Here is a 12079-nt window from a genome sequence, read left to right on the forward strand (position 1 = left end):
CCGTTGTAGTGGGCGCATCGCCAACCCCACTCGCAGGACAGGACACTCATGGTGCAGTACAAAGCTCCTATCAGGTCACAGACGGTGAGCCCGGCAACGCTCGGGGAACGCCGGAACCCGATCGACAGGTCAATGCCAAGGCAGCTCGGCCAATCCCAGCACGGGTCAGATCGGGCCGACGTTCGAGGCATATTTTGGACTGAGTGTCCCAGCAGTCGCCGCGCCGACTCATCGACGAGCGCATGCCGTAGGCCTTCAGCGTGTCCTGGAACAGCCCGCTGCAATACTGGCTACCCCGGTCGCTATGTACGATGACGCCAGCCTCCGGACGGCGCCGGAACCACGCCATACGCAGCGCATCCGTGACCAGTTCCGCTTTCATGTGTGGCTGCATCGACCAGCCCACCACCTGCCTGCTGAACAGGTCGATGATGACCGCCAGATAAACCCAGCCTTCAGCCGTGGCACAGTACGTGATGTCGCTCGTCCAGACCTGGTTCGGCGCCGTTGCTGTGAAGTTACGCGCCAACAGGTTCGGCGCCACCGGCAGGTTGTGATTCGAGTTCGTCGTCGCGATGTACTTGCGCTTGTGTCGGGCACAGATGCCATGCCGCGCCATCAGCTTGCGAACACGCTCCTTGCCCACGCGCACGCCGCGCGCAACGAGCTCTTTCCACATGCGCGGCCAACCATATTCGCCCTTGACCTGCACGTGAATCGCCTTGATGTGCGCGAGCAGGGCATCGTTGCTGATATGGCATCTGAGCGGCTTGTCATCGCCGCTGCGCTGCCGACGCTGATGATATCCGCTGGGACTGATTTCCAGTGCTTCGCACAACATTGAGACTGGCCAGCGGTGTCGATTCCGGTCAATGAACGCGCACTTCACATCAATTCCTTTGCGAAGTACGCCGCCGCTTTTTTTGTGATGTCGAGCTCCATCTTCAGGCGAGACACTTCCGCTCTCAACCGCGCCAGTTCCATCTGCTCTGGACTGACCGGCTTCGCTCCGGCTCCGACCAGTTTGCCTTCCCTGTCTGCCTTGACCCAGTTGTGAAGGGTCTGCTGCACCACGCCCAGCGTCGCCGACACCGCAGCCAGGCTCTGGCCGTTCTTCACCAGCCGGACTGCTTCCAGTTTGAATTCGAGCGTGTACTGTGCCCGCTTTGCCTTGCCTGTCATCGTTTCTTCTCCTTGCGTGAGTTTACCCGCTCAGCAAGGGATTCGTTTTTCGGGGGCAAGCTCAACCAACACTCAAGGCCCGCTAACCACAACCAACTCAACCAAGGAGTTGCTCATGGCTAACGCCAATCTTAAACCACGCCGAACCCGTGCCGAAGAGTGCACGCGAATTTCTGTTGTTCTCGAGCAAGCAGCACCATCGGACGCATTGCATGACCACCGTAAGCGAGTCGCCTTTCCATGGATGCAAATCACTGACACGATGCTCGAATTCGCCGGCTTCCGCCCCGGCCAGCACGTCTTTCTCAGTATCGATCATCGTTGCGGCCGGATCACCATTGGCGTCGATCGCGACTACACAATTGCCGGTAAACCGATGACGAAACAACAGATCATGCAACGCAGCAAGCGCATGTCGGATTGAATAAACCGCTTGACGGCCCGACTTGGGTCGGGCCGTCTTTGCGTGATCGAGCATCGGAAACCTTGACCCAGGGATTGCGGCTTTGTAGGATGATGGCCGCCGCAATCGGACACACTGCATGCTACATCAGTCCACCCGCAACATACGAACAGGGCCACTACTAAATGAACAGTGAGGTCATCGGGGTTATGGCATGACAATGGATGAAGACATCGCGCACGTGGCGCGTGTGATGGTGCCGTCGCTGAGCGCGTTTCGCGGTGAGCCCGTTTTGCAGCCGGCTTATTGGCGAAGGCGGCTTCAGCGGATACAGAGCGAATTCCGGTTGACTGAGATGCAAGCGTCGCAGATACAGCATTTGCTGGGAGATCTGGATAAGTTTGAGGCGGAAAAGTGCGCGAAGAAAAAGGTGGTGGGTGGGCAGATTCGGGCGCCTTGGAGACCGCGGTGTTGCTGACTATCTGATCGTTCATTCGTATCGAGCGTCGAATGGCGCTGCAATTTCGCCAGACAGTCGGTCCGCTAGGGCTGCATACCGCCCTCTCAGACGAAATAACTTCTGTTCAGAGACGTTTTCGCAAATTACCACACAGAATACTTTCGACCACATGTTCGTCCATTTCCACGAAAAATGCCTGGCGATCATGAACGCTTATTGACGCAGCAAATTTCCCACCTTGGAATGCGAGTCCGCAGCAGAACTCCACACCGTAAATTTTCCAGCAGAACGGCGCTGACAATGTCACGCTCCAGTCGTCATTGATGTAGAGAAATCGATGACGATATAACCGGCCCGCCCTCTTCACATCGATGCGGTCGTGAACGACACATATCCAACCCGATTTCCAGCGCACCAGTTGCGAGGAACCGTATAGATCGCAGCCGAGATTGAGATCCCTTTCAAGCTTGACCTTGCTCCCGCTCTTATCGATCTCCAATACGACTAACGGATTCAACGAATAGACCGCGTAAAGCCGATCCTCTCGAACAAAGGGCATCCAGTTCTTTTCTCTCGCGCTGGAAAATGGCGAGCGAATATAGTAATTCTCGACGACACGTCCATCGTTGATGCGTTGCAACGCCATCACGTTCTTCTGCAACTCAAAGTTGCATGCATTGCCGAGTGCCCAGAGTTCCGACTTCCAGAAGAAAATCCGCAGGTCTTCAAAACCGTTGATGGCGTCAGCCGACGCTTCACGTTCGTGCACATCATCGACCATGGCCTTTTCCATGATCTCAAACCGGTCGTTCAGTTTGACGATGAAATTACGCGTGTCGTGGCTTTGCCCTTCCACGATAAACCAGCCGTTGCGAACCAGACGATAATTCACCGTTCTGACGGTGGCGACATAAGAGTTGCCGTCGGCGACAATCGACGGATTGCACGAATAGTATTTCCCGCCGAGGTCGACCTGCTGGGAATACAGGCCGAAATCTTTTAAGACGAGCGGCTCTGAGCAACGAACTTTGTAGCGATGCAAAATTTTTGAGCGCGTCCAATAGAATCCGGACCGATCAAGAACATTCAGTTTTATTTTCGCAAGAAGCTTGTGGGTCTTGCTATTCTTGTTCAAGTTCAACATTTTTATTTGAAGTCTCGGATTGGCAACAGCGGCGAATTGGTTGTAAGCAACACATAGAGTCGCATCGCCCAGATCAACCTTGCTGGTCGTGCTCATCAAAAAGCATTGATTGAACTTCGCGTGCTCGAGTACTCTGAAGCCGGCGAAATCGATCGCAAGCAACGGCAATCTCTGCCTCGACGGAATCCTGATGCGCAAGCAACCAGTCATATCGTTCGATGAGCGCGCCGCCGCTAACTCCGACCGTATCTATAGCAAGCTTGGATTGTCCAATCGATTCAAGAAAATCGAAGCATTTCGGTTGATACGACAGTGACAAATTTGCCACGCCTTGCGCGCAGGCCAATACGGTTGCGTGGAGCCGCTGTCCCACGACCAGATCACACCTTGCAAGCTGAGAGCACACGCGACTCACATCCTCATTGCAGGGCAACAACCGAAAGCGGTCCGGCTTACCCAATGCAAAATACAGGCGTTTCCCCAGTTCCGCGTCAATGGCGTGAAGGCATACATACATGATTTCCGCCCCCTGTTTCAGGACGTGACGAGCCAAATCAAGCGCCGCGTCAAAAACCGCAGGGGCGCCGCCGTCGACCGGATCGTGACTACCCAGGTTAAGTCCTAGAACAAACTTCTCACTGTTCCTTCGCCGGGGCAGCTTCGGCAGTGACAATGCGGGATCACCGATAATTTCCACATTGCGAATGCCTTGACGATCAAGCGACTCGGCCGAGCGCGGTCCGCGCACGCCAATGTAGCGCGCTTCCCTTAACAGATCAGGCCAAAGTGCCGCGCCGCCTCTCAGCTTATGCTCGGGGAAACGCGACCAGAACGTCGAATCAGAGACGCCCGTTCCGAACACTGCGAATGGAGCACCCTTGCTGTGCGCACGAACGAGTGCGTCGTAATAGGGCATGACGTTAATCAGCGTGCCGCCACCGAGCAGAGTTGGCGCGACTTCCTGCCTGCGTCTCGCCACCCATGACAGAGCTGAAACGTCGTCCTCCAGCGTCATGAGCAGTTTCGGAAAAAGCACGTCGCGAAAAGCCTCATACAACGCGTCATCACCAACGTTACCGTGCCCGACCCAACCGATGTAACTGCAAACAGCTGTTTCGCCAGTCATCGCACGTTGATAGTCTTGCCAGCGACGCACTCCATGAAGCCGCCGCCAACGTCCCAAACGTCTTCTGAGCGCCAGACCCAGCTGCAACGGTTTCAACACCGCGTCTGTCATTTTCGCACCCGTTCCCCGAATATTCTGGTTATCCACGGAAACGCCGGTCGATGGCGAAGGCCCGCTTGCGTCGTCAAGCTGCAAAACCGGCTTCCTTATTGAATCTTTCATTGCTATCGAACCCCTTCGACCAAATTTATTTAGTTTTTCTACGTGCCATATGCGACGTTTGCGTGTCCATACGCTAGCTCTCTACACTCTTGAAACCTCGCTCTCTGCATGCCGCATATCACCATATCCGCCAACAAACATAATCCGCCCACCGTCCAGCTCAAAAATCTTCGTACAGCCCGCGAGCGTACTGGTTCGATGCGCGATGGCGATAATCGTGATATCCGGATCCAGGCTTTCGATGCCTTTGATGACCGCTTCCTCTGTTTCGCTATCGAGCGCGCTCGTCGCTTCGTCGAGGACAATCACACTCGCCTTTTTATAAAGCGCCCGGGCGATGCCTAGACGTTGCCGCTGCCCCCCCGACAACCGAATCCCGCGTTCGCCCACCGGGGTGTCATACGCCAACGGCCAGCCGTCTATCAGGTCGGAGATCTGCGCCAGCCTCGCAGCCCGGCGAACCTCATCGACGTTGATCTCGCCCCTGCGAACGCCAAAGGCGATGTTCTCCATGACAGACTGATCGGAAAGGTAAATATCCTGCGGCACGTGCGCGATGTTGGCTCGCCACCGCTGGTGATTCTCCTGGCAAACCCCGACCCCATCGACTTGAATGATCCCGCGACTCGGTTCGAGCAGGCCCATCAGAATATCCATGAGCGTCGACTTGCCACTTCCCGTTTTGCCAACAAAACCGATTCGCGCGCCCTTTCTGATCTCGAGATTGATGTCTGACAGCACGCTCGGTGCATCATTGGCGTATTTGAATTCGACGTCGCGAAACACAATGCTTTGCGTGAAAGGCAAAGGAGTGACCTTGGCGCGCGGCGCAGCACACGTGCGCTCTTCGCTGAGAAAGTCGAGTGTCTCCCGTGAGCTCGCCGCCGCGGACTGCATTGCCGACACCGCGTAATACGCCTGATGCAGAACCGGCAGAAGGCGCTGAGCGCCAAGTGCCAACGCGCCGAGTGTCGGCACGACCGCGGCGATGCCGCCATGTCCCCTTGCCAGCACCAGAGCCAGAAGCGCGATGAGCGCCATACCCAACGACTCCATTGCAAAGCGTGGGCTCTGCGAGAGAAACGCGTAACGGCCCTGAGCGTCGCGCAGTTTCTTATCGGCCTGGCGATAGCATTCCACGTACTCGCCGTGCGTTCCGTCCAGAATGACGTCGCGAATACCTCCCAGTCCTTCCTGCACCGCCTTCACGACGAGTGCCTTCTGCGACGAAATCTCGCGCCCGCATTTTTTCAAGCGTTTCTTCGAGACGATGAACGCCAGGACATACAGCAGTCCAAATCCTGTCACCGACAGCAACGTGGCCAGAGGACTGACATAGAACATTGCCAGGGAAATCACGGCCGCCATGAAGACAGCGCTCATCAAAAGCAGCGCGGGCATTAGGATGCCATCGATCACGAGGCCCGTCTTGTAAGACACCGTATTGATCAATTCGCTACTTTTCGAAGCAATGTGTCGCGAATAAGGAAGCCCGAGAATGCGATCGTAGACGTCGACGCTCAAATCCGAGCCCAGCGAAAAAGCAAAGTGATTACTGGCCCACAGCAACAGTACACGCATTGCGCCCGCGAAAATTGCTGCGGCCGCAAAAACAATCGCGAGCGGTGCGAGCAGGTCTTGCGCGGTCGTCACGCCGAACGCGCCCGCGGCAGCGCGCACGAACCCGTACTTCATGACTTTTTCAGGGTCGGCAAGCAACGCGAGAAAGGGGAAGATCGCCCCGACGCTCAGCACCTCCGAGCATGAAACCACTATCATCAGCACAAGCAGCGACAGGAGTTTCATGCGATGGCTTCTGCTCAAGCATCGCCACAACATCAAATAGATTTCGCGGTCCATTGCAATTCCTCAAAAGGCCATTCTAATTATTGAAAAGTATTGAAGGCTTGGTCTTTCGACGTCCAGAATACAGGTGAATCACTTTAAATCGCCCGGTCGAACCATCGTCGCCCGAGCTTATTCAAACTTCCGATACGGCACATTCCTCGAGCGAAATCGGCACGGAATTTCCGTTCAATGTGTCACGCAGCACCTGAAGTTGCGCCTCATGCCAGGCGTGCGCGGACTGGCGAGAGGCCACTCCTTGGGACGCTCTGAGCTCGGCATCACGCACGAGTCGTATCACCACATCGGCAAAACCCTGTGCGTCGCGATCGTCCACTATCGTGACACCACGCAGGTAGTTGGACGACAGACCACGGGCACCGAGACGGGTTGTCACAACCGGCAAACCATACTGCATGCTTTCGAGCAACTTGATGTTGATGCCCGTACCAAGCAACATCGGATTGACCGAGATCGGCGCAACCGAGAAGGCTTCGGCCAGATCCTTGACCCGTCCACGCCGGAGGAGGTTGGGATGGGCGTCGATCGCGGTGGCAATGCTGCCCAACAGATGCAACTTGAATTGGGGCACCTCAGCCGTAATGCGCGGCATCACGTCGTTCATGAAGTAAGCCAATGCGTCGCGGTTAGGCTGAGTGTCGCTGCCGAGAAATGCCGCATCGGCATAGGCCCTGCTATCTGTACCCGTGGCCGGTTCAAGCAGATGACTAATCACCGCAACATTCGGTCCCCCATCTGCGAGGCGCGCGGACAGCACCGCACCTTCTTCCGATTGAATCGCCACGACGACATGTGCCCGCCGGAGCCCTCTTTCCTCGTGGCGTGGAGAAATCGAGAACATGTAGTTCTTCGCTCCGGGGCGTCCAATGAAAGGAATATGCCGGTCGGCAAAAATGTCGTGCGTATCGAGTACCTTGATCACGGAGTCGGGAAACGCATCGAGCGCCCGCGAGTAAAAGACATACTCGACGAATACCGCGTCGAACCCGTGCTCATCCTGCAGGTGGCGCAACTGGTTCGAAAACGTCACGCTGTACAGTTCGTCGAGACCCGTGTAATAAGCCTCCTGACGAGCTAATAAGCGCTCTGCCGCGCGCTTCAGCAACCATGCGACGCGCTTGACCCGGTACGCCCAGAGTGCAGACCCACTGCGTCGCAAGACCGTCACGCCAGCAGTCTCAAATTCGTTGAGGTGCGCCTCCATGTCGAAAGGTTCGGGCTGACGGCTCTCCAGATAAATGAAATGCACCTCGTGGCCTAGCGAGCGGATCGTCCGCGCAAGATTCAGGACACGGCTTCGATTTCCCGCGTTAAGCGGAAAGAGAGGAATTGGAGAAACAATAGCAACTTTCACGGTGCATTCCCGTTGAGCATGGCCGAAGTAGCGGCAGTGGCCGCGTCGTGACGAACAGCGACGAAGCGATCGATCAGGAAACGTTGTCCTTTAGCGAAACCAAGGCCGTGCACATAGACGCCACGTTCATGGTCGGTACTGTATGAAAACGGGCCCCCGGGCGCCGCCAACCAGCCATATGCCGTGCCGGAAAGCGTCGATACAGGCGTGTCGATGCGGCGCGTCATCGGCGGATAGGCACCGACGCGAATCGCCGCGGCCGGTGGCACGAGAGCCGCGTCCGGCGTGCGGACTTCGACGAAGAGATCCCAGTTGCCCTCTCGCGGCAACTTGTCGAATTTGAGTTGGACGCCCCACGCCTGTGAATCTCCGCCTAGCGACACCGCGCCACCGCGTACCGCTTCGGAATCGGCCACGATGCGCGCGCTATCGTAGAGGTTCAACTTGAGCGCGCCGATCTCCCTCCAGTCAGCTTCCTTCAATTTGGCGACCAGGCTTGGAGCCGTGCCCGGCCCCTCACGCCACGCCACATCGAGTAAATCCCGAAGCGCGCTCAAATCGCCGCTCTGCCGGTATTTCGTCACGTGCGCCGCGGCGAGCGCGCTAGATAGACGAGCCCTGCGCGCGGCGATATCCATGTCCCAACCATCGCGCTGCGCACGCTCGGCGTAGTGCGAGCGCAGCGCGAGAATGACGAAATCGAGCGACATGCGCGTCTGGCGGACCCGCGCGAGCTTCGTCGAGTCACCGGCCACCGCGCGCTCAGCCGAATCGAAGTCCTGATCGGATCGCCGAACGAACTCATACGTGTACATCGGGGCGTCGACAGGCGTTTGCTCCGCGAGCACGTCGCCGGTGGTCCGCGCGGCCTCATGCATCCGGTCGATATAGCGGACGATGTCCTGCCCGGCCGCGCCGTAGTACGCGTCGCAATACTGCCGCACGAGCCCTCGCACATCGTCGGAAGGCGACCAGAGTTGCCGCGCGACAAGCCAGACGCGCAGGCTCGAAAACTCGCCGCCGCGCGATTGCCAGTCGCCTTCGCCGAAATAACCTTCGACATGGGGAAGCGTCGCCAGCCACGCAATGCTGCGGCCGATAGGGTAGAGATTCGGCGTGGGTTGCAAATACCCGCCAAAATTGACGATATGGTCCCAGACGAGCACATGCTTCGCAATCTCGTTCCATCGCCGGATGCCTTGACCGAGCGGCACGTTTCGCCCTTCGTTCAACGCAGTGCTGTAATCGACCTGAATCGTCATCGGATAAACCAGAACGTCGTCAGGCACGGTCATGCCTTCCGGCGGCATGAAGCCCCAGTGGTAGGCTGGCATCGCAAAGCGTGCGTCAGGAATGGACTGCCGCACGCGCGATGCCACGTCCGTGACCATGTCGAGAAACGCGGCCGAGGGTGCGCCGCCGTGCGCGTCGGCGAACGCGCGGCTCGCCGCGTCCATGTCCCATCCCCAGTCCATATCGTGAATGCCAAACCAGATTGGCGAGAGGGCGTTGAGTGCTTGCAGTCGCTGAACGATCTCCTGCGCCATGACACGCCGCACGTCGGGCGACATCATGGCGAGCTGCCCGCCGCCAAACCAGTCGGGATGCGCCGCTGCGTATCGCGAGCGCGGCACGAGCGACCAGAAATCGAAGTCGCCGCCGCGCGCGAGCCAACGGCGGTCCCACATATCGATTCCTGGCGGCGACGGCCGGAACGATGTGCCATGCGACTCGCCATTCAGCAAGTTATGCGCGCGAAACGGTTTGTCCTCGCCCTCGGCGCTGAGCACTTCCCGATAGGCAAAGCGCGGTTTCTCGCTAATAGTGCGACTCGAAACGCGCAACGTCCGCGTGACCGGCACCTCCTCGGCGTCCGGCGCGAGCCACTTCACGCCGAGTTCACGGTCCAGCCACCAGTCGACGCCAAACAACGTACCGCGCGGCGTATTGCCGGAAATAATCAGATTTCCCGACCATTGGCAGATGACAAAGCCATCGTCCCCCAGCTCGGCATCGCGTCCGTTGCCGCAATGTTGCACTGCGCCCTGACCGCCGACGACGATCGCCGGCAGGTCGCCCGTATCCTCTTCCACCACGGTGAACCGCGCGGTCGAGATGCGGGACAGGTAGTCACCAAGCTCGGCCGCCGCGTGCCGCGTCACGGCATCCGCCGCACCGGCGCGGATCACATAATGCGCATGGCCATTGTCGGCGAGCGTGATGAAATCCTGGCGCGCGGGGACTGCCGCGCTTCCCGCCAATGGCGCCGGCGGCGACGTGCCGGCGGCGACCGCGCAAATGGTTGCGAGTACCGCCAGCGTGGCGAGCTTCATCATCTGCAAGCGGAATCGAATCGACGTATTCACCGCGAGATTCCCGAGATGCCCGGCGGCAGCGAGAAAGGCACCTGGAATTTGCGCCGGAACCGTAACAGGCTGCGCAAATGATGCCGGCCGGCGCCCGACAACGGACCTGCCGCGGACTGTCGCTGATGCAAATGGACCAGCTTCACCCCGGGCATGCACAGAACCCGATAGCCGGCTAGCCATGTGCGCGCGCACAGATCGACGTCTTCCATGTACAGGAAATACGCCTCGTCCATGCCACCGAGCGATTCGTACATTTCACGGCGCACAACGAATCCCGTGCCCATGACCCATTCGGCGTCGAAGGCATCGTCGCGTCCCCATGCCTCGACCATGAGGTGATTCTGCAGACGCGCCCTGAAGGGCGCCATGCGGCCAAGCGCGGTGCGTCGCCCCAGGATGTCGAGCCAGCTGTAGAAGCGCCGTGCGGAATACTGGCGGCGTCCGTCGGGGTATTGCAGATCGAGACCGACCAGACCGGCTTCCGGCCGCGTGTCGAGCAGTTCGAGTACCGCCGCTAAACGATTCTCCGTGAATCGCGTGTCGGGATTAACAACCAGGACATAGTCCCGCCGGCACGCCGCCATTCCGAAGTTCACCCCCGATCCGAATCCACGATTCGAAGCGGCCCGAAGCAGGCGGATGCCTGCGGGCAAACTGGCACGGAAACGGGCGTATGAGTCGTCCGGTGATGCGTTGTCGACTACGACCACGTCCTCGGGAAGCGCGACATTCAGTTCGAGCAATGATGCCACGCAGTCTTGCGTCAATTCCGGCGTACCGTAGTTGACGATAATGACGTTCAAGCGTCCTTGTGTATTCACCCTTCACCCCGGATCGTATGTTTTATTTCTTCCACTCGCACAACTAACGCGATTTCCCGCATGCACTGCCAACGTCGTCGACGAGCGACCACAGCTTCGCCGCCGACTCATCCCAATCGAAGTGCCTAACGCGTTCATATCCGCGCGCGATCAACTTCGCACGCCACACGTGGTCCCGGCCGAGCTCCTTCATGGCTGTCGCGACGTCGTCCACCGACAGCGGATCGACGAGAACCGCTGCCTGCCCCGCCACTTCGGGCATCGCCGACAGGTTCGACGTCAGCACCGGCACACCCGAGGCCATGGCCTCCAGAATCGGAAGGCCAAATCCTTCGTATAGCGACACGAACGCCAGGAAAAGCGCACCGCGATAGAGCTTCGGCATTGCTTCGTTCGGCAGCACGCCGGTGAACGCAAGCGCCGCCTCGCAGCCGCAACGGCGCGCATGATCAACGAGAGAGGAGTCGGGATTGCCTGTGAGAAGCAAACGAATACCCGATCGCTCCAACCCGCTGGCACCAAACGCCTCGATCAACCGATTCAGGTTTTTGTACGAGCGGCGATTGCCCGGATAGAGCACGTAGGGAAAGGGATAGTCGAGCGTCTCGCGATTACGCGCATACGCAGCGTCAACACCGTTGACGATCACGTGCACTCGGTCCGATGGCATGCCTGACCATTCGAGGAACTCGTTGCGGGTGAATTCAGACACACAAACCACTGCCGCGCATTGGCGGTAAAGCGCCCGGAACACCAGGTCGTAATAGATCCGGTGCGTGCGGCCGTAGAAATGACGATGCGTCAGGTCGTGCACTGTCACTACCGACTGCAAACGCTCAGGCAACGAACCCGCCGGGGGTACGAACCCGGGATTCCAGAACACGCCTTCGTGCGACGAATGGGCACGCAGTGCACGTCTCAACGCGAGCGGCGTCAACGGACGCGCGACTCCGCCTGCAACGGAGAGCGACTCGATTTCGATCTCCGACGGCGCGCGGGAGATGTACGCCTCCATGACGTTGTAGATCCCCGTGCCAATCGGCCAACGCAGATCGGCGTACACGGCCAACGTCTCGCGGCGGCGCGGCTGGGCGGCCATGGCGGGATGGCGTGCTTCGGCAACGTGCATGGT

General features: G+C 58.6%; 9 protein-coding genes and 1 pseudogene. 2 read left to right on the plus strand and 8 right to left on the minus strand.

Annotation, left to right across the window (positions count from 1 at the left end; genetic code table 11):
- Nucleotides 1-205: 205 nt before the first annotated feature.
- Nucleotides 206-1182, minus strand: a pseudogene (locus PDMSB3_RS33605) (IS3 family transposase); the annotation flags it as partial.
- A 115-nt stretch (nucleotides 1183-1297) separates the two neighbouring features.
- Here PDMSB3_RS33605 and PDMSB3_RS33610 point away from each other — a divergent pair.
- The gene (locus PDMSB3_RS33610) at nucleotides 1298-1606 is read left to right on the plus strand and encodes a hypothetical protein (RefSeq protein ID WP_165189241.1); all 309 of its coding nucleotides are present in this window, start codon (nucleotides 1298-1300) and stop codon (nucleotides 1604-1606) included.
- Nucleotides 1607-1805: 199 nt separating this feature from the next.
- Complete coding sequence (locus PDMSB3_RS33615) at nucleotides 1806-2063, plus strand: hypothetical protein (protein ID WP_232064386.1); 258 nt, start codon at nucleotides 1806-1808, stop codon at nucleotides 2061-2063.
- Nucleotides 2064-2169: 106 nt separating this feature from the next.
- Here PDMSB3_RS33615 and PDMSB3_RS33620 read toward each other — a convergent pair whose 3' ends face one another.
- The 7 genes from PDMSB3_RS33620 to PDMSB3_RS33650 all read right to left on the minus strand — a co-directional run bounded on the left by PDMSB3_RS33620 (nucleotide 2170) and on the right by PDMSB3_RS33650 (nucleotide 12076).
- Nucleotides 2170-3285 carry a hypothetical protein gene (locus tag PDMSB3_RS33620; protein WP_165189246.1) on the minus strand — a complete coding sequence of 372 codons (1116 nt, stop codon included), beginning with the start codon at nucleotides 3283-3285 and terminating at the stop codon, nucleotides 2170-2172.
- On the minus strand, nucleotides 3263-4537 hold the full coding sequence (locus PDMSB3_RS33625) for a polysaccharide pyruvyl transferase family protein (protein WP_165189249.1): 1275 nt from the start codon (nucleotides 4535-4537) through the stop codon (nucleotides 3263-3265). The genes PDMSB3_RS33620 and PDMSB3_RS33625 overlap by 23 nt, the downstream gene beginning before the upstream one ends.
- A gap of 81 nt (nucleotides 4538-4618) precedes the next feature.
- Entirely contained in the window at nucleotides 4619-6397 is a 1779-nt protein-coding gene (locus PDMSB3_RS33630) for an ABC transporter ATP-binding protein (RefSeq protein ID WP_232064387.1), read from the minus strand.
- A 121-nt stretch (nucleotides 6398-6518) separates the two neighbouring features.
- Entirely contained in the window at nucleotides 6519-7757 is a 1239-nt protein-coding gene (locus PDMSB3_RS33635) for a glycosyltransferase (RefSeq protein ID WP_165189255.1), read from the minus strand.
- Complete coding sequence (locus PDMSB3_RS33640; RefSeq protein ID WP_232064388.1) at nucleotides 7754-10123, minus strand: DUF4838 domain-containing protein; 2370 nt, start codon at nucleotides 10121-10123, stop codon at nucleotides 7754-7756. The genes PDMSB3_RS33635 and PDMSB3_RS33640 overlap by 4 nt, the downstream gene beginning before the upstream one ends.
- Entirely contained in the window at nucleotides 10120-10929 is an 810-nt protein-coding gene (locus PDMSB3_RS33645) for a glycosyltransferase family 2 protein (RefSeq protein ID WP_232064389.1), read from the minus strand. The genes PDMSB3_RS33640 and PDMSB3_RS33645 overlap by 4 nt, the downstream gene beginning before the upstream one ends.
- Nucleotides 10930-10990: 61 nt before the next feature.
- Nucleotides 10991-12076 (minus strand): glycosyltransferase family 4 protein, encoded by a 1086-nt coding sequence (locus PDMSB3_RS33650; RefSeq protein ID WP_165189261.1) that lies wholly within the window; start codon nucleotides 12074-12076, stop codon nucleotides 10991-10993.
- Nucleotides 12077-12079 lie beyond the last annotated feature (3 nt).

The sequence above is a fragment of the Paraburkholderia dioscoreae genome, assembly GCF_902459535.1.
Classification (GTDB): Bacteria; Pseudomonadota; Gammaproteobacteria; order Burkholderiales; family Burkholderiaceae; genus Paraburkholderia; species Paraburkholderia dioscoreae.

Bases quoted from the DNA above. Each gene is read 5' to 3' on its own strand.
- PDMSB3_RS33650 (WP_165189261.1), bottom strand. From the start codon at position 12,076: ATGCACGTTGCCGAAGCACGCCATCCCGCCATGGCCGCCCAGCCGCGC.
- PDMSB3_RS33620 (WP_165189246.1), bottom strand. From the start codon at position 3,285: ATGAGCACGACCAGCAAGGTTGATCTGGGCGATGCGACTCTATGTGTT.
- PDMSB3_RS33630 (WP_232064387.1), bottom strand. From the start codon at position 6,397: ATGGACCGCGAAATCTATTTGATGTTGTGGCGATGCTTGAGCAGAAGC.
- PDMSB3_RS33625 (WP_165189249.1), bottom strand. From the start codon at position 4,537: ATGAAAGATTCAATAAGGAAGCCGGTTTTGCAGCTTGACGACGCAAGC.
- PDMSB3_RS33615 (WP_232064386.1), top strand. From the start codon at position 1,806: ATGGATGAAGACATCGCGCACGTGGCGCGTGTGATGGTGCCGTCGCTG.
- PDMSB3_RS33610 (WP_165189241.1), top strand. From the start codon at position 1,298: ATGGCTAACGCCAATCTTAAACCACGCCGAACCCGTGCCGAAGAGTGC.